At 69.2% G+C, this 22,090-nt stretch carries 24 protein-coding genes; 19 read left to right on the top strand and 5 right to left on the bottom strand.

The features are described from left to right. Positions 1-358 precede the first annotated feature (358 nt). Genes FKO37_RS35150 through FKO37_RS35085 form a run of 14 tightly spaced genes read left to right on the top strand, consistent with a single transcriptional unit; the run spans position 359 to position 10,365 of the window. Positions 359-1,066 carry an acetoacetate decarboxylase family protein gene (locus FKO37_RS35150; protein WP_238607320.1) on the top strand — a complete coding sequence of 236 codons (708 nt, stop codon included), beginning with the start codon at positions 359-361 and terminating at the stop codon, positions 1,064-1,066. 23 nt (positions 1,067-1,089) lie between these two features. After that, positions 1,090-2,586 carry a YHS domain-containing protein gene (locus FKO37_RS35145; protein WP_134663557.1) on the top strand — a complete coding sequence of 499 codons (1,497 nt, stop codon included), beginning with the start codon at positions 1,090-1,092 and terminating at the stop codon, positions 2,584-2,586. A gap of 11 nt (positions 2,587-2,597) precedes the next feature. After that, complete coding sequence (locus FKO37_RS35140) at positions 2,598-2,852, top strand: toluene-4-monooxygenase system B family protein (protein WP_238607319.1); 255 nt, start codon at positions 2,598-2,600, stop codon at positions 2,850-2,852. Between the two features lie 10 nt (positions 2,853-2,862). Further along, a complete protein-coding gene (locus FKO37_RS35135; RefSeq protein ID WP_238607318.1) occupies positions 2,863-3,186 on the top strand; it encodes an MmoB/DmpM family protein in 324 nt (107 codons plus the stop codon). Continuing rightward, on the top strand, positions 3,183-4,169 hold the full coding sequence (locus FKO37_RS35130; protein WP_238607317.1) for a toluene monooxygenase: 987 nt from the start codon (positions 3,183-3,185) through the stop codon (positions 4,167-4,169). Before FKO37_RS35135 ends, FKO37_RS35130 begins: the two co-directional genes overlap by 4 nt. Before the next feature lie 7 nt (positions 4,170-4,176). Then, positions 4,177-5,187, top strand: a complete 1,011-nt coding sequence (locus tag FKO37_RS35125) for a 2Fe-2S iron-sulfur cluster binding domain-containing protein (protein WP_238607316.1) — start codon at positions 4,177-4,179, stop codon at positions 5,185-5,187. Positions 5,188-5,202: 15 nt separating this feature from the next. Continuing rightward, entirely contained in the window at positions 5,203-5,538 is a 336-nt protein-coding gene (locus FKO37_RS35120; protein ID WP_043840212.1) for a Rieske 2Fe-2S domain-containing protein, read from the top strand. A 33-nt stretch (positions 5,539-5,571) separates the two neighbouring features. After that, complete coding sequence (gene pxpA, locus FKO37_RS35115; protein WP_238607315.1) at positions 5,572-6,294, top strand: 5-oxoprolinase subunit PxpA; 723 nt, start codon at positions 5,572-5,574, stop codon at positions 6,292-6,294. Positions 6,295-6,332: 38 nt separating this feature from the next. Further along, a complete protein-coding gene (locus FKO37_RS35110) occupies positions 6,333-6,581 on the top strand; it encodes an acetyl-CoA carboxylase (protein ID WP_037717008.1) in 249 nt (82 codons plus the stop codon). Further along, entirely contained in the window at positions 6,578-7,936 is a 1,359-nt protein-coding gene (locus tag FKO37_RS35105; protein ID WP_238607314.1) for an acetyl-CoA carboxylase biotin carboxylase subunit, read from the top strand. The genes FKO37_RS35110 and FKO37_RS35105 overlap by 4 nt, the downstream gene beginning before the upstream one ends. Further along, positions 7,933-8,823, top strand: a complete 891-nt coding sequence (locus FKO37_RS35100) for an allophanate hydrolase subunit 1 (protein ID WP_238607313.1) — start codon at positions 7,933-7,935, stop codon at positions 8,821-8,823. The genes FKO37_RS35105 and FKO37_RS35100 overlap by 4 nt, the downstream gene beginning before the upstream one ends. After that, on the top strand, positions 8,813-9,778 hold the full coding sequence (locus FKO37_RS35095) for a biotin-dependent carboxyltransferase family protein (protein WP_238607312.1): 966 nt from the start codon (positions 8,813-8,815) through the stop codon (positions 9,776-9,778). Before FKO37_RS35100 ends, FKO37_RS35095 begins: the two co-directional genes overlap by 11 nt. Positions 9,779-9,790: 12 nt before the next feature. Continuing rightward, positions 9,791-9,976: a tautomerase family protein gene (locus FKO37_RS35090; RefSeq protein WP_043840203.1), complete on the top strand. Its 186-nt coding sequence runs from the start codon at positions 9,791-9,793 to the stop codon at positions 9,974-9,976. Further along, positions 9,976-10,365: an SRPBCC family protein gene (locus tag FKO37_RS35085; RefSeq protein ID WP_238607311.1), complete on the top strand. Its 390-nt coding sequence runs from the start codon at positions 9,976-9,978 to the stop codon at positions 10,363-10,365. Before FKO37_RS35090 ends, FKO37_RS35085 begins: the two co-directional genes overlap by 1 nt. A gap of 48 nt (positions 10,366-10,413) precedes the next feature. Here FKO37_RS35085 and FKO37_RS35080 read toward each other — a convergent pair whose 3' ends face one another. Continuing rightward, positions 10,414-11,277: an MBL fold metallo-hydrolase gene (locus FKO37_RS35080; protein WP_238607310.1), complete on the bottom strand. Its 864-nt coding sequence runs from the start codon at positions 11,275-11,277 to the stop codon at positions 10,414-10,416. Between the two features lie 91 nt (positions 11,278-11,368). Here FKO37_RS35080 and FKO37_RS35075 point away from each other — a divergent pair, with 91 nt between their 5' ends. Genes FKO37_RS35075 through FKO37_RS35065 form a run of 3 tightly spaced genes read left to right on the top strand, consistent with a single transcriptional unit; the run spans position 11,369 to position 13,420 of the window. Then, positions 11,369-11,566 carry a hypothetical protein gene (locus FKO37_RS35075; protein ID WP_238607309.1) on the top strand — a complete coding sequence of 66 codons (198 nt, stop codon included), beginning with the start codon at positions 11,369-11,371 and terminating at the stop codon, positions 11,564-11,566. Beyond that, complete coding sequence (locus FKO37_RS35070; RefSeq protein ID WP_238607308.1) at positions 11,553-12,869, top strand: amidase; 1,317 nt, start codon at positions 11,553-11,555, stop codon at positions 12,867-12,869. Before FKO37_RS35075 ends, FKO37_RS35070 begins: the two co-directional genes overlap by 14 nt. Then, on the top strand, positions 12,866-13,420 hold the full coding sequence (locus FKO37_RS35065) for a TetR/AcrR family transcriptional regulator (protein WP_037814857.1): 555 nt from the start codon (positions 12,866-12,868) through the stop codon (positions 13,418-13,420). The genes FKO37_RS35070 and FKO37_RS35065 overlap by 4 nt, the downstream gene beginning before the upstream one ends. 221 nt (positions 13,421-13,641) lie before the next feature. Here the strand turns inward: FKO37_RS35065 and FKO37_RS35060 are convergent, their stop codons facing one another. From FKO37_RS35060 to FKO37_RS35045, 4 genes are all read right to left on the bottom strand, one after another. After that, positions 13,642-14,835, bottom strand: a complete 1,194-nt coding sequence (locus FKO37_RS35060) for a GNAT family N-acetyltransferase (protein ID WP_238607307.1) — start codon at positions 14,833-14,835, stop codon at positions 13,642-13,644. A 71-nt stretch (positions 14,836-14,906) separates the two neighbouring features. Beyond that, positions 14,907-15,731 carry a xanthine dehydrogenase accessory protein XdhC gene (gene xdhC, locus FKO37_RS35055; RefSeq protein ID WP_037814861.1) on the bottom strand — a complete coding sequence of 275 codons (825 nt, stop codon included), beginning with the start codon at positions 15,729-15,731 and terminating at the stop codon, positions 14,907-14,909. Further along, entirely contained in the window at positions 15,728-18,097 is a 2,370-nt protein-coding gene (gene xdhB / locus FKO37_RS35050; protein ID WP_238607306.1) for a xanthine dehydrogenase molybdopterin binding subunit, read from the bottom strand. Before xdhB ends, xdhC begins: the two co-directional genes overlap by 4 nt. Continuing rightward, a complete protein-coding gene (locus tag FKO37_RS35045; RefSeq protein ID WP_037814866.1) occupies positions 18,094-19,518 on the bottom strand; it encodes a xanthine dehydrogenase small subunit in 1,425 nt (474 codons plus the stop codon). Before FKO37_RS35045 ends, xdhB begins: the two co-directional genes overlap by 4 nt. A gap of 418 nt (positions 19,519-19,936) precedes the next feature. Between FKO37_RS35045 and FKO37_RS35040 the strand changes: the two genes are divergently transcribed. Both FKO37_RS35040 and FKO37_RS35035 read left to right on the top strand, forming a co-directional pair. Then, positions 19,937-20,635 carry a hypothetical protein gene (locus FKO37_RS35040; protein WP_037815059.1) on the top strand — a complete coding sequence of 233 codons (699 nt, stop codon included), beginning with the start codon at positions 19,937-19,939 and terminating at the stop codon, positions 20,633-20,635. Between the two features lie 49 nt (positions 20,636-20,684). Then, positions 20,685-22,079 carry an MFS transporter gene (locus FKO37_RS35035; RefSeq protein ID WP_238607305.1) on the top strand — a complete coding sequence of 465 codons (1,395 nt, stop codon included), beginning with the start codon at positions 20,685-20,687 and terminating at the stop codon, positions 22,077-22,079. Positions 22,080-22,090 lie beyond the last annotated feature (11 nt).

Below are 22,090 nucleotides of genomic sequence, written 5' to 3'. Positions count from 1 at the left end.
GCACCCCCGAACCGCAGGGGAGCTTCGTATCGGGGTGCGGGGGAGGTGTGGGTGCCTCGCTCGTTGGGTGCGGCGGTGCGGTTTTAGGGCCGTGAGGGGAACCCTGAGGGAATCTGGTTCCGTCAGGGTTCCCCTCACGGCGTTGGGGGGCTTGACGGATTCAGAAGCGTCTCGGGTGATCGCGTCGCGGGTGGCTGACCTGCGTTGACGCGGGTGGGTGCTCCGGTTTGGCATTCCTGGCTCGGTCGTTGTCCAACTTGCGCACTATCCGGTCACGGGTGGGTCGCGCAGTCTTTGGGGCACCGCTTCGAGCTGAGGGAGCGGGGCAAGTTCAACGGTGAACCTGGAGGCAACCCCTATGGGCACGTCGCTGCATCCGCCGCAGCTGGTGACCGGGTCGCGGACTCTCTACCTCGTCTGGGTACCTGAGGATCCCGACGGCGTCGCGGAGCTCGTTCCGGCGGGACTCACGCCGGCTGCTGATCGGTCGTGCTACATCAACCAGTATGTGGTCGAGGGGGACGCTCAGACGTCGGCCAGCGAAGGGGACGACGCGTTCGGTGCGTATTCCCTGACGTATCTCGGCGTGAATCTGTCCGGTCTCGACACCGAGGCGGGCGTTCCGGGGCGGTGGTGGACCGATTACCACAACAGTTCCGAGCCGATGATCCGTTACGCCCGCGAGCACGGCGTTCCGGCGGGGGCTCCGGGGGAGACGACGCTCGATCTCGACGGGGATCGGCTGGTCGCCACGACGTCGGTCGAGGGGCGGCCCGTTATTCGCACTACCGCGCGTCTCGCGATAGGCACGCCGCAGCGGGTTACCGGGCAGTTGCGGTACATCACGAGTCGCGGCGGCGAGTTTGTCAGCGGGCGTTATGCCTACGTCGCTGACATCGCCGAGGAATTCGCGGTGGAATCCTTCGAATTCCTCGACAAAGAGCATCCCGTCTACCGGTTGCGGCCTGCGCACCCCTTGCAGGTGACGTTCGGGTTCTACTCCCCGTCCATGTCCTTCGTCTACCCCGGCGGCGAGGGGCCGCTGGGTTCCGAGCACGGCAGCTAAAGAAACCACAAGGAGCGACCCGCATGGCTCTGCTGGACCGAGCACAGTGGTACGACATCGCCCGCGACACCCAATGGACTCCGCGCTACGTCACCGAAGCGGAGTTGTTCCCGCCGGAACTGTCCGGCGGCGAGGGATTGCCCGACGAGGTGTGGGCGACCTATGACGAGCCGTACAAGGTGAGCTATCGCGAATACGTCGACATTCAGCGGCAGAAGGACGCCGGGGCGTATTCGGTGAAGGCCGCGCTCGAGCGCGCGGATTTGTACAACAAAGCCGACCCGGGCTGGATTTCCATTCTCAAGGAGCACTACGCGGCCGTCGCGCTGGTCGAGTACGGCGCGTCGTTCCAGGAGTCGCGGTTCGTGCGCTGGTCGAAGGCGCCGGGCATGCGCAACATGGCGACCTTCGGGATGCTGGACGAGATCCGGCACGGGCAGATCCAGCTGTACTTCCCGCACGAGTATGTGAACAAGGACCGCCAGTTCGAGTGGTCGCACGCGGCGATGTTCACCGACAACTGGGTCACCCTCGGCGCACGGCATTTCTTCGACGACGTGATGATGACCCGCGACGCCGTGTCGACCTCGATTTTCGCGAACTTCTCGTTCGAGACCGGGTTCACCAACCTGCAGTTCATCGGGCTCTCCGGCGACGCGGCGAAAGCCGGGGACTTCACGTTCTCCAAGCTGATCCAGAGCATCCAGTCCGACGAGGCCCGGCACGCGCAGCTCGGCACGCCGCTGCTGCAGATGCTGATCGAGAACGGCCAGAAGGACGAGGCGCAGAAGAAGATCGACATCGCGTTCTGGCGCTCGTACCGGCTGTTCACCATTCTCTCCGGAATTCCGATGGACTACTACGTCCCGCTGGACGTGCGCGAGGCGTCCTTCAAGGAATTCATGGAGGAATGGATCGTCACCCAGTTCATGCGCTCGCTGGAGGACCTCGGCCTCTCCAAGCCGTGGTACTGGGACATCTTCCTGCGCGACATCTCCGAGCACCACCACGGCCAGCACCTCGGCACCTACTCGTGGCGGCCGACGCTGTGGTGGGACCCGGCGGCCGGCGTCAGCCCGGAGGAGCGCGACTGGCTGGAGGAGAAGTACCCGGGCTGGAACGACACCTTCGGCAAGGTGTGGGACGTCCTGATCGACAACTTCGCCAACGACCGTCCGGAAAAGACGGTGCCGGGCACGCTGCCGATCATCTGCAACGTCTCGCAGCTGCCGATCGTCGGCACGCCTTCGCAGACGCTGCGCGACATTTCGCTGGTCCACGAAGGACGGCGCTACCACTTCGCGTCCGAAGTGGACAAGTGGATCTTCGAGGACGACCCGGAGCGCTACCGGCACCACAAGAACCTGGTCGACCGGTTCCTCGGCGGCGAGATCCAGCCCGCCGACCTCGGCGGCGTCCTGGAGTACATGGGCCTCGGCTCGGTCGGCCCCGGCGGCGACGACGCGCACGGCTTCTCCTGGGTCGACACCTACCGCAAGCAGCTCGTCAAGGCCGGCTGAAAGGAACGCTGATGGCCACCATTCCGCTCGCCGTGCACTTCGACGGCGACTTCGTGCTCAAGCTGCTCCCCGCGGACAGCGAGCACACGATGGACGAACTCGCCGCCGCGGCGGCCGAGAACTCGGTCGGCGTCCACGTGCCCGACCAGCCCGGCCGGACGCTGCGGGTGCGCCGCCAGGGCGAACCGCGGCCGTTCGAGCGCACCAGCACCGTCGCGGCGGCCGGTCTCGAGCCGACCGAATGCGTCGAAGTCTATTTCGAGTGAGGAGGACCGGATGAGCAGCACCGAACCCATCGCCGACCCGGTCGGCCCGGTCCTCCAGGTCGGCGAGGTGGCGCGTGCCGTCGCCGACGCCGCGGTGACCGACAACCCCGGCTGCCGGGTCGACATCCGCGACCGCGGTTCCTACGTGCGGGTCGAGGTCGAGGGCGGCGAATGCGTCCTGCGCCGCGAGACCATCGCCGAGGAGCTCGGCCGCCCGTTCAAGATGTCCGAGCTGGAGCTGATCATGCCCTCGTTCGTGGGCCGGATCGAGACCGGCGGCGACGTCTTCCGCTTCTACCTGGGCACGTCCGCCCGCAAGGAGGCCCTGTCGTGAGCACCCCGCTCAAGCCGCTCAAGACCTGGGGGCACCTCGCCGCCCGCCGGCGCAAGCCGAGCGAGTACGAGATCGTCTCCACCAACCTGCTGTGGCACACCCGCGACCCCGAGCAGCCGTGGGACGTCGGGCACACCGGGTTCATGGCGGATTTCTACCGCCGCTACCGCAACCAGAGCCCGGTCACGCACCCGGACTGGAACGCTTTCCGCGATCCGGACGAGCTGGTGTACCGCACGTACAACATCCTCCAGGACGGCCAGGAGTCCTATGTGGACGGCCTGCTCGACCAGCACGACGCCGAGGGCCACGACCGCGGCCTCTCGCCGGAGTGGGTCGCCGTGCTGGCCCAGCTGTACACGCCGAGCCGGTACCTGCTGCACACCGTGCAGATGGCCAGCGCGTACCTCGTGCACATGGCCCCGGCCAGCACCATCGCCAACTGCGCGGCGTTCCAGGCCGCCGATTCGCTGCGCTGGCTGTCCAATGTGGCCTACCGCACCGCGGAGCTGCGCCAGGCGCATCCGACCGCCGGGTTCGGCGAGCGCGAACGCGAGCTGTGGGAGGAACTGCCCGCCTGGCAAGGATTCCGCGAGCTGATGGAACGCCAGCTGACCACGTTCGACTGGGCGGAGGCGTTCGTCGCGCTGAACGTCGTGGCCAAGCCTGCGCTCGACGAGATCGTGCTGCGCCAGCTCGGCGTCAGCGCCCGGCGGCACGGCGACGTGCTGCACGCGCTGCTGGCCGAATCGGCGTTGCGGGACAGCGAGCGGTCGCGGCGCTGGACCGAGGCACTGGTCAAGCAGATGTCCGAAGTGGACTCGAATGTGCCGCGGCTGCGCGAGTGGGTCGCGAAATGGCAGCCGCTCGCGGTCGCCGCGATCGAGGCGTACGGCGCCGAGGTGGCGGAAAACGCCGAAGCGGCGGAGAACGCGATCGGCGCGGTCCGGGCGTTCCAGCGGCAGCTCGGCATCGGAGGCTGAACCGGCCATGACGACCGAACACCACGTCCTCCTGCGGGGGACCGGCGTTCGCTTTCCCTGCGCGGAGGGCGACACGCTGCTGCGTGCCGCCCTCCGCGCGGGGGTCGGTCTCAGCTACGAGTGCAACAGCGGAGCCTGCGGAAGCTGCCGGTACGAGCTGCTGGAGGGTGACGTCCGCACGCGCTGGACGGACGCGCCCGGGCTCAGTGCCCGCGACCGGCGCAAGGGCCGCAGGCTGGCCTGCCAGAGCGAACCGGCGAGCGACTGCGTCGTCGACCTGAGCTCGGTGCCGGAACCCGCGCCGCACCGGCCGATCCAGCAGCGCGCTCAGCTGCGCGAGGTGCACCGGCTCACGCACGACATGGCCGAATTCGTGTTCGTCGCGGAAAAGCACGCCGCGTTCAGCGCCGGGCAGTACGCGATGCTCGGGTTCCCCAGCGGCATCGAACGCGCGTACTCGATGAGCAATCTCGGGAACTGCCAGCGGGAATGGAAATTCGTCGTCAAGCGGTCGCCGGGCGGGAAAGCGACGTCGATCCTCTTCGACGGGCTCGACCTCGGCGAGACGATCGAACTGGACGGCCCGTACGGGCAGGCGTACTACCGCGCCGGCGACGACCGCGACATCGTGTGCGTCGCAGGCGGTTCCGGGCTCGGCGCGATGGCGAGCGTCGTGCTCGGCGCGGCCGCGCAGGCGAACGCCGCCGAGCGCACGGTCCATTTGTTCTGCGGCGGCCGTGCTCCGCGCGATCTGCACATTCCGGAAGCGATGGCGATGGCGGGCCGCCGGCTGCGCGCACTCCACGTGCACACCGCGGTTTCCGAACCCGGCGCGGCGGATTCCGAATCGCACCAAGGATTCGTGCACGAGGCCGTGGTCGCGAAACTGGGCGAAACGCTGACTGACTTCACTTACTACGCCGCCGGGCCGCCCGCGATGACCGACGCGCTCGCCCGCGCGCTGGTGCTGGACGGCGGGCTCGCCGCCGACCGGCTCCATTTCGACCGGTTCAGCTGAGAAAGGAGCTTCCGCATGGGTTTCGTGCGGGTGTGCAGCCTCGACGACGTCTGGGAAGGCGACATGGAGTCGTTCGAGGTGGGGGACAAGGAAGTGCTCGTCGCCCACCTCGACGGCGGGGAGGTCGTCGCGACCCAGGCGATCTGCCCGCACCAGCAGGTCGAACTGGTCGAGGGCGAACTGGACAAGAAAACCCTCATGTGCAAAAGCCACCTGTGGACGTTCGACCTCACCACCTGCCAGGGCATCAACCCGGGCCACGCGCAGCTCGCCCGGTACCCGGTCCGGCTCGAGGGCGACGACGTCTACATCGACCCCGACGGGGACACCCCGAAGATCGCGCATTCCTGACGGAATTCCGGAAAGAGACAAGGAACAGCACTCATGGTTGCCATCAACTGCGACATGGGCGAGGCCTACAGCATCTACCGCTGCGGCGACGACGAGGGCATCATGCCCTACATCACGGTCGCGAACGTCGCCTGCGGCTTCCACGCCGCCGACCCGGTCGTCATGCGGCGCACGGTCGCGCTGGCGCACGAGCATTCGGTGAAGGTGGGCGCCCACCCGTCGTTCCCGGACCGCGACGGGTTCGGCAGGCGGGAGCTGAAGATGGAGCCCGCGGAACTCACCGCCGCGGTGGTGTACCAGGTCGGCGCGCTGACCGGATTCCTCGCCGAGCACGGCATGCCGCTCAACCACATCAAACCGCACGGCGCGCTGTACGGCCTGGCCTCTCGGGACGAGACGGTCGCGCGGGCGATCGCCGAGGCGGCCGACGTCTTCGACGTGCCGCTCATGGGCATGGCCAACACCGTGCACGAGAAGGTGTGGGGCAAGCGCGGCCAGGGCTTCATCGCCGAGTACTACACCGACCTGGACTACCGCGCCGACGGTTCGCTCATCATCACCCGCGAGCACGTCGCCTACGACCCGGCGATCGCCGCCGAGCGGTCCGTGCGCGCGGTCACCGAGGGACTCGCGACCTCTGTGGACGGTCAGGACATCCCGATGCGCGCGGACTGCGTCTGCGTGCACTCGGACACTCCTGGCGCGGTGGATCTGGCGAAAAGCGTGCATGATGCGCTGACGCCCTACCTGACCTGAATTCCGAACTTGTCCCTACCGAGTGCGAGGTGACGCTGATGTCCCGTCTCGAAGTGGTTTCGCCCATTCCCGGGGTCTTTTACCGCAAGCCCGACCCGGACAGCCCGGATTTCGTGAAGCCCGGCCAGAAGGTCGGCGCGGACGACACGGTCGGGCTGGTCGAGGTGATGAAGTCCTTCTACCCGGTGCCCGCGGGCGCGGCCGGGACCGTCGTGGAGTTCGCCGCCGACGCCGAGGCGGTCGTCGACGCGGGCCAGCCGCTGGTAGTGCTCGAGGTGGACGCATGAAACGGCTGCTAATCGCGAACCGCGGCGAGATCGCGGTCCGGATCATCCGCGCGGCAGGCGACCTGGGGATCGAGACGGTCGCGGTCGTCAGCGAGGCGGACCGCAGCGCCGCGCACGCGCTGCTCGCCGACCAGGTCGTCCCGATCGGCCCGGCCCCGGCGACGAAGAGCTACCTGGTGGCGGACGCGATCCTCGCCGCGGCGAAGGAAACCGGCGCGGACGCGGTGCACCCGGGCTACGGATTCCTGTCCGAGCGCGCGTCGTTCGCCGCGGCGGTGGCGGACGCGGGGCTGACATTCGTCGGTCCGGACGCCTCGGTCATCGAGCAGATGGGGGACAAGGTCCGGGCGCGGCAGGTCGCGCAGGCGGCCGGCGTGCCGACGGTGCCCGGGACGCCCGGTGGAGTGTCCGATGTGGCCGAAGCGGTCGCCGCGGCGGGCGAGATCGGGTATCCGATCATGCTGAAGGCGGCGGCGGGCGGCGGCGGTCGCGGAATCCGGGTCGTCGCGAACGAGGCCGAGTTGAAGGTCGCGTTCCCGCAGGCTTCTGGCGAGGCCGCGAGTGCGTTCGGCGACGGGCGGATGTACCTGGAGCGCTTCGTGCGAGCCGCGCGGCACGTCGAGGTGCAGGTGCTCGGCGACGGTTCCGAGACGGTGCACGTCTTCGAGCGCGAGTGTTCGCTGCAACGGCGGCGGCAGAAGGTGGTCGAGGAGGCGCCGTCGCCGGGCATCGACGAGCGGATCCGGACCGAGATGACCGCCGCGGCCGTGCGGCTGTGCAAGGAGGTCGGCTACCGCAGCGCGGGCACCTGCGAGTTCCTCGTGGACGACGACACCGGCGAGTTCTTCTTCATCGAGATGAACACCCGGATCCAGGTGGAGCACCCGGTCACCGAGCTGATCACCGGGATCGACCTGGTCGCCGAGCAGCTGCGGATCGCGGCCGGGGAACCGTTGCGGTTCCGGCAAGCGGACGTGACCAAGCGCGGGCACGCGGTCGAATTCCGGGTCTGCGCGGAAGACCCGGAGCGCAATTTCCTTCCCGGGCCCGGGAAGATCGGCGACGTCCGGTTGCCGGGCGGCCCGTGGGTCCGCACCGACACGTGGCTCGCGCCGGGCAGCCAGGTCCCGCCGTTCTACGACTCCTTGGTGGCCAAGGTGATCGTGTGGGGCGACGACCGGCCGACCGCGTTGCGCCGGGCGAAGCGGGCACTGTCCGAATTGGTCGTCGAAGGCGTTCCCACCACCACGACGCTGCTCGTCGAACTTCTCGGGCAGCAATGGTTCGCCGACGGCGCGTTCACCACCGGCACGCTCGAAGAGTGGCTCACGCAGCGGGCGGAGGCGGGCGCATGAGCGGCGCGACTCCCGCCCGGTACAGCTGGGGCGGCGACGAGCACATTTTCGTCGAGCTGGCCGAGGAAATGAGCCTGCAGGCCAACTTCCGCGCGATGGCGATCACCACGTCGCTGCGCGAGAACCGGCCGGACGGCGTCATCGAAATCTGCCCGGCGAACGCGTCCTATCAGGTCCGGTACGACCCGGACGTCATCGAACCGCGCACCCTGATGGCGCATTTGCGCGACATCGAGGAGAAGGTCGGCGACGCCGCGGACTTCAGCCTGTCGACGCGGGTGGTCGAGATTCCGGTGCTGTACCAGGATCCGTGGACGACGGAAACGCTGATGCGCTTCCGCGACCGGCATCAGGACCCGGACGCGACCGACATCGAGTACGCCGCGCGGATCAACGGATACGCCGGGGCGGAGGAATTCATCGCCGCACACAGCGGTGCGCCGTGGTTCGTCTCGATGGTCGGGTTCGTCGCGGGGCTGCCGTTCATGTACCAGATGGTGCCCCGGGAACGGCAGATCGTCGTGCCGAAGTACCTGCGGCCGCGCACGGACACTCCTAAGCAGACAGTCGGCTACGGCGGCTGCTTCAGCTGCATTTACTCGGTGCGCGGCGCGGGCGGGTACCAGATGTTCGGCATCACGCCCGCCCCGATTTACGATCCGGCGCAGGAACTGCCGGACTTCGGCGAGTTCATGGTGTTCTTCCGGCCCGGCGACATCGTGCGGTTCAAGCCGATCGGCCGGGACGCCTACGACGACCACGTCAAGGAGGTCGAGGCCGGGGCGTTCCGGATCCGTTCGCGCCCGGTCGACTTCGGGCTGCGCGAGTACCTCGACGACCCGGACGGCTTCACCGCGGGACTGATGGAGGTGCTCCGTGCCGATTGAGGTCCGCCAGCCCGGACTGGCCACGACGATCCAGGACGCCGGCCGCAACGGCTATTACGATGTCGGCATCCCGCCCTCGGGGGCGCTCGACCAGTACTCGTACTCGGTCGCGAACCGCTTGGTGGGCAACGATCCCGGTGCGGCCGTGCTCGAGTGTGTCTATATGGGACCCGAGCTGCACTTCACCGAGGACACTGTCATCGCGATCACCGGTGCCGAACTTCCGCCGAAACTCAACGGCGAGGAACGACCGTTGTGGGAAGCATTCGCGGTGAAGGCGGGGGATGTCCTCACCTTCGGGTTCTGCAAACGCGGCGCTCGCGCGTATATCGCGGTGAGCGGCGGCGTCGACGTCCCCGTGGTGCTGGGCAGCCGATCCACCTACGGACTGGGAAAACTGGGCGGGATCAGCGGTGCGCCGCTCGTCGCCGGAGACGTTATCCCGGTCGGCGCCGGCACGGGCGTCGCCGGGCGTGCACTGCCGGAATCCTTGCGCCCGGCGTTGTCGAAGGAGATCGAAGTCCGCGTGGTGATGGGGCTTTACGACCACGTGCTCACCGACGCGGGCCGCGCGACGTTCCTGGACACCGACTGGACGCTCACCCCGGTCGCCGACCGGGTCGGTTTCCGGTACCAGGGCGCACAATTGGAAACCAAGCCGCGCACTCCGCCGTTCGGCGCCGGGCAGGACCCGTCGAACATCGTGGACGCGCCTTACCCGATCGGCTCGATCCAGGTTCCCGGTGGAGTCGAACCGATCATCCTGCACCGCGACGCGGTGTCCGGCGGCGGGTACATGATGGTCGGCACTGTCCTCAGCGGAGACCTGGACCTGGTGGCGCAGTCCGCGCCGAACACCCGCACCCGTTTCGTCGCGGTCGAGCTGGACGAAGCGCTCGCCATCCGCCGCGAATACCGGGCCCGCACCCAGCGGGCCGCCGAATCCCTGATCTGACAAGGAGTTCCCATGCCGCACGTCCAGATCGACTGGTTCCCCGGTCGCACCACCGAGCAGAAGCGCGAGCTGGCCGAGGTGCTGACCCGCGAGATCTGCCGGATCGGCGACTGCGCCCCGGAATCGGTCGGCATCGTGTTCACCGACGTCGACACCGCGAACTGGGCGCGCGCGGGCAAGCTTTTCTCGGACAGCTGATGGCCGCCCTGCGCTCCCATGTCCTGATCGACGCCCCCGCCGACGCGGTCTGGCAGGTGATCGGCGATCCCGCGGCGGTCGCCGACTGGTTCCCCTCGATGAAGTCCTCCACCGGCGACACCCGGCACCGCACCGTGGTGCTGGGGGACGGTTCGGTCCTGGAAGAGGCCGTCGTCACTCATGACCCGGCCCGGCGACGGCTGCAGTACCGGGTGACCGGCGGCGATCTCCCCGTCACCGATCACCTCGGCACGGTGGACGTCCTGGAGATCGAGCCAGGCCGGTCGATCGTCGTGTACAGCACGGAAATCTCCCCGGACTCGCTGGCCGACGCCTTCGACGGGGCGATCAGCGAAGCCGTCGCCGGCCTGCCGACCTACCTGTCCTGAGGTCCGTGAAGGACTCCTTGAGGGAATCAGATTCCCCCAAGGAGTCCTTCACGGCTTTTCCACGAGCCGGTAGCTGGCCCCGTTCCGCACCAGGTGGCCGCCGGTGGGCGGGGTGAAGTGTGTGCCCAGTACGAGCGCGCGCGAATCGGCCAGTTCGGCGAGCAGGCGGCGGCGGGTTTTCTCGGATTCCGCCGGGTCGATGTCCACCGACGCGCCGATCTCCGGGTGCGCGAACTGCACCGGATGGTGCACCGCGTCCCCGGTGATGAGCGCGGTCTCGCCGGCACTGCGCAGTTCGATCGAGACGTGCCCCGGCGTGTGGCCGGGCGTCGGCAGCAACCGCACGCCGGACACGATTTCCACTCCGTCCGCCGGGACGTCGACCAGGTCCAGCAGACCCGCGCGTTCCACCGGCAGCACGGAATCCTCGAACATCTGCCGCCGCGGTTCGTCCATCGCGTAGCCCGCCCAGAACTCCCGCTCGACGCGCGCGGTGACATGCCGCGCGCAGGGGAACGTCGGCACCCACTCGCCGTCCTGCTCGCGGGTGTTCCAGCCGACGTGGTCGGCGTGCAGGTGGGTGAGCAGCACCAGGTCCACCTCGTCCGGCGCGAACCCGGCGGCGGCCAGCGCGTCCAGGTATCCGGTGCCGAGACCGTGCCACGCCGGGTTGGCGCGGGTCTTCCCGTTGCCGATCCCGGTGTCCACGAGGATTTTCATCCCGTCCTTCTCGAACGCGAAACTGTGGCTGTGCAAGCGGATCGCGCCGCCGTCGGCGAAGTCCGGCCGCAGCCAGTCCTCGCCCGAGACGACCTCCGCGGTCGCGCCGGGAAGCAGCCAGGGCCCGGTCGCGGCGGGGAATTCGATCTCGTCGATCCGGTGGACAGCGATCTCGCCGACGGTCCAGGACATGGGCAACGCCTCCTTAACGCAACATGTTTGCGTTAAGCCACGGTAGTCGCTACTGTCGCTTAACGCAAATGTTTAGCTTTTAGGAGTCCTTGTGTCCGACCTGACCCCCGAGGAGGCGGCGAGCCTGGCCGCCCGAGCCGGATTGCCGCTGGCTGCCGCCCGGCATTCCGACGTCGCCGCCGTCGCCAACCACATCCACTCCGTGGTGACTGTCCTGCGCGACCTGGATTTCGGCGACACCCCACCGGCTTCCCTCTACCTCGCGGAGGAGAGCCATGTCGCTCGCTGACCTCACCCTCACCGAAGCCTCCGCCGCGATCCGGGACCGCCGGGTGTCGCCGACGGAGCTGGTCGAAGATGTCCTGGCGCGCATCGACGAGGTAGAACCCCGGCTGCACGCGTACGTCTCGGTGGACGCCGATCGGGCTCGTGCGGAAGCCGCGGAACTCGGCGACCTCCGCGGCCCGCTGCACGGCATCCCCATGGGGTTGAAGGACCTGATCGACGTCGCCGGAACCGCGACCACCGCCAGTTCCCAAGTCCGCGCCGGACATCGCGCCGAGCGGGACAGCACTGTCGCGGCCCAGCTCAAGGCCGCTGGAACGGTCCTCCTCGGCAAAACCCACACGCACGAATTCGCTTACGGCCTCACGACTCCGCAGACGCACAATGCGCGCAACCCGTCCCGCGTCGCCGGAGGATCCAGCGGCGGTTCGGCAGTGGCCGTCGCCGCGGGTGCCGCGACTTTCGCCCTCGGCACCGACACCGGCGGCTCGATCCGGGTCCCCGCCGCGCTGAACGGCGTGGTTGGCCTCAAGCCGACTTACGGGCTCATTCCGCGGAACGGCGTGACGTCGGTGTCCTGGTCGCTGGACCATGTCGGCCCGATCACCCGTACCGTCGAGGACGCCGCGCTGGTCCTGTCCGTCCTTATTGGACAGTCGTTCTCCCTTGGCGAAGACCTGACCGGCCTCCGCGTCGGAGTACCGGGCAACTACTACTTCGACCACCTCGACCCGGCCGTGGAAACCGCCGTCCGCGAAGCGATCGACCACCTCGTCGAACTGGGCGCGGAGCTGGTCGACGTCGAAATCCCGATGACCCGCTACCTCCAGGCGACGCACTGGGGCTTGATGGTTCCCGAGGCCACGGCGTATCACGAACGAAGCATCCGCAGCGTGCCCGACCAGTACACCGCCGACGTCCGCGTGCTGCTCGAAGCCGGCGAGCTGATGAGCGCGGGGGACTACCTGCGTGCCCAGCGCGCCCGCACCCTCATGCGCCAGGAATGGACGCGGATGTTCGACAAGATCGACGTCCTGGCCGCACCGACCGTCCCGACGACCGCTGTTCCCGCCGGACAGGAGACCGTCACCTGGTCGGACGGGAGCGTCGAAACAGTCTCGGACGCGTACATCCGGCTCTCGGCCCCGGCGAACATCACCGGCGTGCCTGCCTTGACGCTCCCGATCGGCGACGATCCCGACGGGATGCCGATCGGGCTGCAACTCCTTGCCCGGCCGCATGGCGAGTCCGTGCTGCTGCGGACCGGACACGCACTGGAACGGGCGCGGCTTACAGTGGCACGGTGAGCCAGAAGCGGATGGTGCGCCCGGGCGGGCGCAGTGCGCGAGTCCAGGAATCGGTGCACGCCGCCGTCCGCGACCTGATCGCCGAATCGGGCCGGGACGCGCTGACCGTGCCGCAGGTCGCCGCCCGCGCGGGCGTCACGCCGTCGACGATCTACCGGCGCTGGGGCGACCTGCAGGAACTCCTGTCGGACGTCGCGGTCGAGCGGCTGCGCCCGGAAGCCCCGCCGGAGGACCACGGTTCGCTGGCGGAGGACCTGACGGCGTGGACCGAACTGTTCCTGGACGAAATGTCCTCGCCGGCGGGCCGCGCCTACATCCGCGACGCGCTGCTCGGCGATCCGGACGGCAGCAACGCCGGACAGTGCTCGGCGTACGCCGTCGACCAGGTGGAAGTCGTGCTGGCCAGGGCGGTGGCCCGGGGCGAGGCCGCACCGGCGGCGGAGACGGTGATGGACCGGGTGGTGGCCCCGATCATGTACCGAATCCTGTTCCGCCCGGACGGCCTCGACGCGGCGTACGCGCGCCGGTTGGCGGCTGAGGTGCTGGCTTAGAACCAGTGCACGCAGTGGGGTGCGCGGTCGGATCGGAACAGCGCGTCCGCCGCCCCGGCCGCGTCTCCGTGGTGCGCCTGAACATGCCCAGCCCGCACCAGCACACTAGGCAAGGTCCCGCCGGGGCAGATCGCTCTCGCCCAGCGACAGGTCCGGCGCGGGGGTCGTCCGGACGGCCTCGACGCGGCGTACGCGCGCCGGTTGGCGGCGGAGGTGCTGGTTTAGAACCAGTGCACGCAGTGGGGTGCGCGGTCGGATCGGAACAGCGCGTCCGCCGCCCCGGCCGCGTCTCCGTGGTGCGCCTGAACATGCCCAGCCCGCACCAGCACACTCGGCAAGGTCCCGCCGAGATAAATCGACCCGAGATCGCTCACATCCAGCGACAAGTCCGGCGCGAGATCCGTCCGCACGCACTCCGCCTTCCCGTCGCGCACCGTGAGCCGGTACCGGCCGTCCTCCGCCAGGAACGGATCAGTCACGTCGAGCACCAGCGACCCGTCCGTGAACCAACCACGGCTGGTCAGGGCGCGCGGGATGTCCAGCAAACGCACCCAGAGCCAGTCCGTCGTGGTGGGCTCGCCCGCGCGCAGGTCCGCCAGCTGCCAGCGCAGCGGGTTCCCCGGCGGGAGGTGCTTGAAGTCGATCTTCTTCACCAGATCGTGCCCCAGCAGGTACTGGGTGAGCGAGGTGAAGGCCGCGTCGTCGACGGCGATGACCTCGTCGACGGTCAGAACGGCGTCGTTGACCAGGTAGCTCGCGTACCCGTCAGCAGTGCCGTCCGCGTCGCGGTGCACGGCGAGGTATCGCGGCTCCGGGCCGGTTGGCGGATGTCCCGCGCCCAGCGCCCACCAGCGGTGCGGTCGCGACAACGCGCCGGGCTGGGTGCGGCGGTAGCGGTCGTAGATCTCTTCCAGCAGCTCACCGCAGTCGACGCGCCGCAGTAGCTCGACGGAGCCGGTCGCGACCGGCGTACCGCCACGTGGGGCGCCGAAACCGGAGCGGTGCCGTTCGACGGTCATCTGTTCCGTGTAGGTGGCCGGTCCGTAGCCGAATCGCCGGTAGATCACCGCTTCGGAGCAGAGCAGGACCGACAGGAACTCCCCGCGAGCACGGACGTCGGCGAGGTGTTCCTGCATCATCGCGCGGAGCACGCCCTGCCGCCGGTGCGTCGGCAGCACACCGACGGCGGTCACGCCGGCGGCGGAGGCGAGGACGTCGCCCGGAAGCGTGAGGTCGAAGGAGTACGCGCCGGTGGTGCCGACCGGTTTCCCGTCCGGCGCGTGGGCGATCAAGCTCCGTTCGCTCTCGAAAGCGCCCAGGATCCCGCTGCCCGCCGAGGCGGGCCAGTACCGGCCGAACGCGGCCTGCACGGTGCTGAAGAAGAGCTCGTAGTCGTTGTTGCGCCGGATTTCCATTGCAGGAGGCCCCCAGGAGCTGACGGTGTCTCCCCGTATCCCAGTCGTGCTCCCGGGGGCAGGCAAGCGATTTACGCCTTCAGTGCTCCCGGCTGGACGCGCGCCTGGAATTTCTGCAGCAACGAAGCCGCGACGCTCACCGCGATCACCGCCGGTTCCTTCCCAGTCAGGTCCGGAAGCCCGATCGGCGTCGTGATCCGGGACAGCGCCGCCTCGTCGTGCCCGAGGTCGGTCAGCCGCTTCCGGAATCGCGACCACTTCCCGGCGGACCCGATCAGCCCGATCGACCCGCAGGTGCCGCTGCGCAGAGCCGCGTCGCACAGCGCGATGTCCTCGGCGTGGTCGTGCGTCATGATCAGCACGTGCGTGCCCGCGGGCAGTTCCGACAGCACCGTTTCCGGCAGCAGCGGGACCTGGTGGACGTGCACGCTGGCCACGGCGTCGTCGAGCACCGCCAGCCGTTCCGCAGTGAGCTGCGCGGGTCGGCTGTCGATCAGGTGCAGCGAAACCTCGTGCCGGGCGAGCACCCGCGCCAGCTCGAGACCGACGTGCCCGACCCCGAAGACCGCCACCGCCGGACGCACCGGAAGCGGTTCGAACAACAGCGTCATCGTCCCTCCGCAGCATTGCACGCCGTGCTGGTAAGGAGCCTTGTCGGACAACGAAAGCGTTTGCAGCACCGGCGCGGTCGCGTTGTCCCGCAGCAGCTCCCGGGCCCGCTCGATCGCGACCGCCTCGGCGTTGCCGCCGCCGATCGTGCCGTGCGTTTCCGACGAGCCGACCACCATTTTCGCGCCGCCCTCGCGCGGGGTGTGCCCGCGCGAGGACGTCACGGTGACGAGCACGCCCGGCAGCCCCGCGTCCCGCAGGTGCTGGACCGCGCTGAGCCAGTTCACGGCTGGCCCACCAGATCCGGTACCTGCTCCTCGACCACCGGAGCGGCGGTGACGGCACGGTCGATCGCCCAGAACACGGCCTCCGGCGTCGCCGGGGAAGCGAGGTCGACGCTGTGCCCGGGCTCGCCGAACGCGGAGACCGCCTGCCGCAACGCTTCCCGCACCGCGAAGGCCAGCATCAACGGCGGCTCACCGACTGCCTTGGACCCGTAGACCGCGCCTTCTTCGGCGGCGTTGGTCAGCAGCGTGACGTTGAAGACCTCCGGCATCTCCGACAAACTCGGCAGCTTGTACGTGCTCGCCGCCTGGGTCGCGAGCCGTCCGCGAGAGGGCCGGTCGGACTCGTCCCAGCGCAGGTCCTCCAGGGTCAGCCAGCCCATGCCCTGCACGAACCCGCCCTCGATCTGGCCGATGTCGATCAGCGGGGACAGGCTGTCGCCGACGTCGTGCACGATGTCGACCCGCCGCGTCCGGTACGCGCCGGTGAAGTCGTCCACCTCGACCTCGGCCAGCGCCGCGCCGTAGGCGAAGTACTTGAACGGGGTGCCGCTCATCGTCGCGGAATCCCAGCTCAGACCCTCGGTCCGGTAGTAGCCGGCCGCCGACAGGTGCACTCGGTCGAAGTAGGCCGCGTGCACGAGTTCGTCCCAGCCGATCTCCTCACCGGACGGGGTGCGCGCGGCGCCGCGGACGATCCGGACGTCGCTTTCGGGCACGCCGAGCTTGCCCGCCGCGACGGCGAGCAGCCGGTCGCGGATCTGCTCGCAGGCGTTCTTGACCGCGCCGCCGTTGAGGTCCGCGCCCGAACTCGCCGCGGTGGCCGAGGTGTTCGGCACCTTGTCCGTCCGGGTCGGGGCCAGCCGCACCTTTTCCGGCGGCACGCCCAGCGCGGTCGCGGCCACCTGCAGCATCTTCGTGTGCAGGCCCTGGCCCATTTCGGTGCCGCCGTGGTTGATCAGCACCGAGCCGTCCTTGTAGACGTGCACCAGCGCGCCGGCCTGGTTGAACGCGGTGAGGTTGAACGAAATCCCGAACTTCACCGGCGTGATCGCGAGGCCGCGCTTGGAATGCGCGTGCTTCGCGTTGTACGCCGCGATCTCGGCCTGCCGCTTTTCGGCGTCGCCCGAGTCCAGCAGCTGCTGCCAGATCCGGTGGATGCGTTCCGGGTGCCGCACCGGCATGCCGTACGGAGTCTCCTGGCCTTCGGAGTAGAAGTTGCGCCGCCGCAGTTCAGCCGGGTCGATGCCGAGCAACGGCGCGCAGCGGCCGAGGATGTCCTCGATCACCAGCATGCCCTGCGGCCCGCCGAAGCCGCGGAACGCGGTCTGCGACGTCTTGTTCGTCTTCGCGATCCGCCCCAGCGCGCGGACGTGCGGGATCCAGTACGCGTTGTCGACGTGGCACAGCGCGCGGGCGAGCACCGGTTCGGACAGGTCGAGGCTCCAGCCGCCGTCCGCGGTCAGCACGACGTCCAACGCCTGCAGCTTGCCGTCGGAATCGAAGCCGACGCTCCATTCGGCGCGGAAACCGTGCCGTTTGCCGGTCATCGTCATGTCCTGGGTGCGGCTGAGCCGCAGCCGCACCGGACGTCCGGTGAGCGTCGCGCCGAGCGCGGCGACGGCGGCGTACCCGTGCGGCTGCCATTCCTTGCCGCCGAACCCGCCGCCCATCCGCAGGCTCTGCACGGTGACCTCGTGGCTGTGCTTGCCCAGCACGTGCGCCACGATGTCCTGCGTTTCCGACGGATGCTGGGTGCTGCTCTGCACGAAAACCTGGTCGGACTCGTCGACGTGCGCCAGCGCGCACTGGGTTTCCAGGTAGAAGTGCTCCTGTCCGGCGAAGTCGAATTCGCCGCGGAAAACGTGCGCTGAACTGGCCATCGCCGGGTCGACGTCGCCGCGCGCCACCACTCGCGGCTCGCCCTGGAAACTGCCCGCGGCGATCGCGTCGGCGACGGTCACCAGCGACGGCAGCGCTTCGGTGTCCACCTCGACGGCCGCCGCGCCCAGCCGCGCCGCTTCCAGCGTCTCGCCGAGCACCCAGGCCACCGCATGGCCGTAGAACATGACCTCGGAAGGGAACAGCGGTTCGTCGTGGTGCACGCCGGAATCGTTGACGCCAGGGACATCCGCCGCGGTGAGGACGCGGACCACGCCGGGTACGGCTTCCGCTGCCTCGGTGCGGATCGCGAGCACCTTCGCGTGCGCCTCCGCTACCTGCACGGGGTATGCGTGCAGGACGTCTTTCGTGCGGGCGACAAGGTCGTCGGTGTACAGCGCGGTGCCCCGGACGTGCGCGGCGGCGGCTTCGTGCGGACGGGCGATCCCGATGGACGGGCTTTCCGGGCGTTCAGAAAGTGCGCTCATGCTCGTGCTCCCTCAAGAGAGTCGGCGTGAAGTTTCAGCAGGCTGCGGCCCAGCGTCGCGGCGCGGTAGGCGGCACTCGCGCGATGGTCGTCCATCGGCGTGCCCTCGCCGCGCAGGATTTCCGCCGCGGCGCGGACGGTTTCCTCGTTCCAGGACTGTCCGACGAGTGCCGCTTCGGTGTCTTTGGCGCGAATCGGGGTCGCGGCGACCCCGCCGAGGCCGATCTGCGCGGTGCGCACGAGACCGTCCTCGATGTCGAGCGCGAACGCGACGGCGACGCTGGAGATGTCGTCGAACCGCCGCTTGGCGACCTTGTGGAACGCGGTGGTTCCGGCCATTGGCAAGGGAATCCGCACGGACCGGATCAGTTCGTCTTGCCGTCGCACACTCTGCCGGTATCCGGTGAAGTACTCGTCGAGCGGCACTTCGCGCTCTCCGTCCACAGAGGACAACACGACGCTTGCGCCCAGGGCGAGCAACACCGGTGCGGAGTCGCCGATGGGCGAACCGGTGCCGAGGTTTCCGCCGAGTGTCGCGGTGTTGCGGATTAGTCGCGACGCGAACTGCGGGATCAGCTGGCTCAGCAGCGGCACCCGGCCGTCGAGGCGGCGGTCCATTTCGGTGAGGCTCAGCCCGGCCCCGATTTCGATCGTGTCCGCGCCGACGTCCAGCACCTGCAGTTCCGGCACGCGGTCGATGGCGACGACGCAGTCCGCCCGGACGCCGCGGATGTTCACCTCGACGCCCCAGTCCGTCGACCCGGCCACGAAGGTCGCGTTAGGACGGTCGTGGCGCAGTTGCAGTGCTTCGGCCCAGCTGGCCGGGCGGAGGTAATCCCGTCCGTCGTCGTGCAGTCGCGTCGCAACGGGTTCCGGCGCGCGGCAGGTGCGGCGCTGCGCCAGCGGATCCTCGGCCGGGGGAGCGCCGAGCGCGTGCGCGGCGTCGCGGATCGGCCGGTATCCGGTGCAGCGGCAGAGGTTTCCGCTCAGCGCGTGGATGTCGAAGCCGTTCGGCGCGTGCTCGTCGCCGGTCGCGGCGCGGTCGCCGCGGTAGTACTCGGCCGCCATGCTGCAGACGAACCCGGGAGTGCAGTACCCGCACTGGGATCCGCCGCGCACGGCCATTTCGTGCTGCACCGGGTGCAAGTCCTCAGTGGACCCGAGACCCTCGGCCGTCCACACTTCCTGCCCGTCCAGCGATCCGACCGGGGCGAGGCACGCGTTGATCGCGACCAGGTCCGTCGGGGATTCGACGCCCGGCCGCGCGACCAGGATCGCGCACGCGCCGCATTCGCCTTCGGCGCAGCCCTCCTTGCAACTGGTCAGGCCCTGTCCGCGGAGCCAGTCCAGTGCCGTGGTGTGCACGGGAACGGCGCCGATCGCGGTGCGTTTCCCGTTGACGGTCACCTCGGGGTCGACCATCGGAGTTCCTCTCGTCTTTTCTCGGCTGGGGCCACGGCCGCCGACGCGCCGGGTCGGCGCAGGTCAGGGGACCGTGGGAGGAGCGGCAACGGGAAAGCGATCCCGTGCGCGGAGCGTGACCGAGCGGAGACCGCTCAGCGCCGCGTTGGCCAGCCGTGCGCGACGCGCCCCTTGTTCCAAGCGGACTGGCGCGTGCGCTGACGGAGGTCGGCGAGCTGTCCGGAAGTCAGAAGCACGCGCACCTCCTCGAGAGCGAACGGAACGGACGGTGCGGGCGCACCGCCGTCGACGAAGCGTAACGCCGGTCTCAGCCCGAGACAAGGGCCGGGGTCGCCCGGAAGGAGACCCAGGACACACTTCCAAATACCCCCAGGGGGTATAAAGTTCGTGCCGTCGAGAACGAGCGAAGGAGAGCCCGATGAACGTCAACGGCACCGCACTTTCGACAGGCGAGGTCCAGCTCGGCGCAGTGCGCGCCCCGGTTCGAGCGGGGGAGGACGGCGAGCTTTCGTTCACCGTCGCCACTGCCGGCGGAAAACCGGTAACCAAGTACGAGGAGGCGCACGGCAAGCAGTTGCACCTGATCGTGGTCCGCAGCGACGGCGCGCATTTCCGGCACCGTCATCCGGTGCTCGACTCGGAAACCGGAGTCTGGACGATCCCGTGGACGTGGGACGCGGCAGGCACCTACCGCGTCTTCACCGACCTGACCCCGGCGGGCGGCGAGAGCGTGACGCTGTCGCGGACGGTCGAGGTCGCCGGTGACTACCAGCCGCTGGCGGCGGAACCGATCGCGGTGAGCGAGGTCGACGGCTACGAGGTGACTCTCGAAGGCGCGCTAGCGGCTGGCACCGGAACGATGCTGACCGCGCGCGTGACCCGCGACGGACAGCCGGTCACCGATCTGGAGCCGTACCTGGGGTCGTTCGGGCACCTGGTCGCGCTGCGTCAGGGCGACCTCGCCTACCTGCACATCCACGCGCTCGACGACGGGAAACCCGGTCCGGACATCCGGTTCCACGCCGAGGCTCCGACGACCGGTCGCTACCTGCTGTACCTCGACTTCCAGGCCGAGGGCGTCGTGCGCACCGCCGCCTTCGTCCTCGACGCCGCCTGAGCAGCCGCATGCCGTGCTGCCGTTCCCCTTGAAGAGAAAGCGAAAGACGATGACTGCTGCCCCGGAAACCCGGCCGAACACCCTCCGCTGGTGGGCGCTCGGACTGATCGCCCTTGCCCAGTTCATGGTGATCATGGACACCTCGATCATCGGCGTCGCCCTGCCGCGCATGCGCGACGCCCTCGGCTTCACGCCCAGCACGTTGTCCTGGGTCTTCAACGCTTACGTGATCGCCTTCGGCGGCCTGCTGCTGCTCGGCGGGCGGCTGTCGGATTTGTTCGGCGCCAGAAGGCTTTTCGCCGCCGGATGGGCGATTCTCTTGGCCGGTTCGGTGCTCGCCGGGGCCGCCGGGAACGTGCCGATCGAACTCGCCGGCCGGATCGTGCAGGGCGCGGGAGCCGCGCTCATCGCCCCGTCCGCGCTGACGTTGCTGATGATGCTCTTCGGCAGCAATCCAAAGGAACTCACGAAAGCCCTTGCGCTGTACGGCGCGGCGGCTCCGGCCGGCGGTACCGCTGGGGTGTTCCTCGGCGGAGTGATCACCGAGTACCTGTCGTGGCCGTGGGTGTTCTACCTCAACGTGCCCATCGCGGTGCTCGCGCTGTTCGCCACCCGCGCCGTACTCCCCGGCGGGGCGGCCGGAACCCGTGGCACCGTGGACGTTTTTGGCGCACTGACCGTCACGCTCGGCCTGGGGACCCTGGTGTACGGAATCGTCCGCGCTCCGGAAGCGGGCTGGGCAGCAACGTGGATCGCGCTCGGTGCCGGTCTCGCGCTGCTCGCGGTTTTCGTGGTCCGGCAGGCGAAAGCCCGCACTCCGCTGATGCGGCTGTCGGTCTTCCGCGCCCCGCGGCTCGGCGCGGCGAACCTGGCGCAGGTTTTCCTTGGCGCGGCGTGGATTCCGATGTGGTTCTTCCTGAACCTCTACCTGCAGCAGGTGCTCGGCTTCCGCGCCTTCCCGGCCGGTGCGGCGCTGCTGCCGATGACCGCGCTGATCATGCTGGGGATGATCGCCCTCGCCCCGCGGGTGATCGGCAAGTTCGGCCCGAAGCCGCCCATCGTCGCCGGGTTGCTGCTGCTGGCGGCCGGGCTGGGCTCGCTCGCGCTGGTGCGCGCGGACGGCAGCTTCTGGGTGGACGTCCTGCCCGCGTCGCTCGTCGCGGCGCTGGGGATGTCGCTGGCGTTCATCCCGTCGCTCGGCACGGCGATTTCCGCGGCTCGACCTGAGGAAGGCGGCCTCGCGTCGGGGATCGTGAACACCGGCTACCAGGTGGGGTCGGCGCTGGGGCTGGCCGTGATGACCGCACTGGCGGCTGCCTCCGGCGCGGGCGCGCTCGGCGACCCGGCGGCGTTGACGAACGGCTACTCGGTCGCGTTCGTCGGCTCAGCGGGGATCGCGCTGGTTGGCGCCATCCTCGCGGCTCTCACTTTCCGCCGCCAGTAAGTACGTGAGGG

Source organism: Amycolatopsis sp. Poz14, from assembly GCF_006704225.1.
GTDB classification, from domain to species: domain Bacteria; phylum Actinomycetota; class Actinomycetes; order Mycobacteriales; family Pseudonocardiaceae; genus Amycolatopsis; species Amycolatopsis nivea.
Note: the sequence above shows the minus strand (reverse complement) of the source record. Positions and strands in the feature narration are given on the sequence as shown.

Coding starts and splice junctions, on each gene's coding strand:
- FKO37_RS35070 (WP_238607308.1), top strand. CDS start 11,553: ATGTCGCTCGCTGACCTCACCCTCACCGAAGCCTCCGCCGCGATCCGG.
- FKO37_RS35150 (WP_238607320.1), top strand. CDS start 359: ATGGGCACGTCGCTGCATCCGCCGCAGCTGGTGACCGGGTCGCGGACT.
- FKO37_RS35125 (WP_238607316.1), top strand. CDS start 4,177: ATGACGACCGAACACCACGTCCTCCTGCGGGGGACCGGCGTTCGCTTT.
- xdhB (WP_238607306.1), bottom strand. CDS start 18,097: ATGAGCGCACTTTCTGAACGCCCGGAAAGCCCGTCCATCGGGATCGCC.
- FKO37_RS35080 (WP_238607310.1), bottom strand. CDS start 11,277: ATGTCCTGGACCGTCGGCGAGATCGCTGTCCACCGGATCGACGAGATC.
- FKO37_RS35145 (WP_134663557.1), top strand. CDS start 1,090: ATGGCTCTGCTGGACCGAGCACAGTGGTACGACATCGCCCGCGACACC.
- FKO37_RS35135 (WP_238607318.1), top strand. CDS start 2,863: ATGAGCAGCACCGAACCCATCGCCGACCCGGTCGGCCCGGTCCTCCAG.
- pxpA (WP_238607315.1), top strand. CDS start 5,572: ATGGTTGCCATCAACTGCGACATGGGCGAGGCCTACAGCATCTACCGC.
- FKO37_RS35040 (WP_037815059.1), top strand. CDS start 19,937: ATGAACGTCAACGGCACCGCACTTTCGACAGGCGAGGTCCAGCTCGGC.
- FKO37_RS35045 (WP_037814866.1), bottom strand. CDS start 19,518: ATGGTCGACCCCGAGGTGACCGTCAACGGGAAACGCACCGCGATCGGC.
- FKO37_RS35090 (WP_043840203.1), top strand. CDS start 9,791: ATGCCGCACGTCCAGATCGACTGGTTCCCCGGTCGCACCACCGAGCAG.
- FKO37_RS35105 (WP_238607314.1), top strand. CDS start 6,578: ATGAAACGGCTGCTAATCGCGAACCGCGGCGAGATCGCGGTCCGGATC.
- FKO37_RS35085 (WP_238607311.1), top strand. CDS start 9,976: ATGGCCGCCCTGCGCTCCCATGTCCTGATCGACGCCCCCGCCGACGCG.
- FKO37_RS35140 (WP_238607319.1), top strand. CDS start 2,598: ATGGCCACCATTCCGCTCGCCGTGCACTTCGACGGCGACTTCGTGCTC.
- FKO37_RS35100 (WP_238607313.1), top strand. CDS start 7,933: ATGAGCGGCGCGACTCCCGCCCGGTACAGCTGGGGCGGCGACGAGCAC.
- FKO37_RS35120 (WP_043840212.1), top strand. CDS start 5,203: ATGGGTTTCGTGCGGGTGTGCAGCCTCGACGACGTCTGGGAAGGCGAC.
- FKO37_RS35060 (WP_238607307.1), bottom strand. CDS start 14,835: ATGGAAATCCGGCGCAACAACGACTACGAGCTCTTCTTCAGCACCGTG.
- FKO37_RS35110 (WP_037717008.1), top strand. CDS start 6,333: ATGTCCCGTCTCGAAGTGGTTTCGCCCATTCCCGGGGTCTTTTACCGC.
- FKO37_RS35035 (WP_238607305.1), top strand. CDS start 20,685: ATGACTGCTGCCCCGGAAACCCGGCCGAACACCCTCCGCTGGTGGGCG.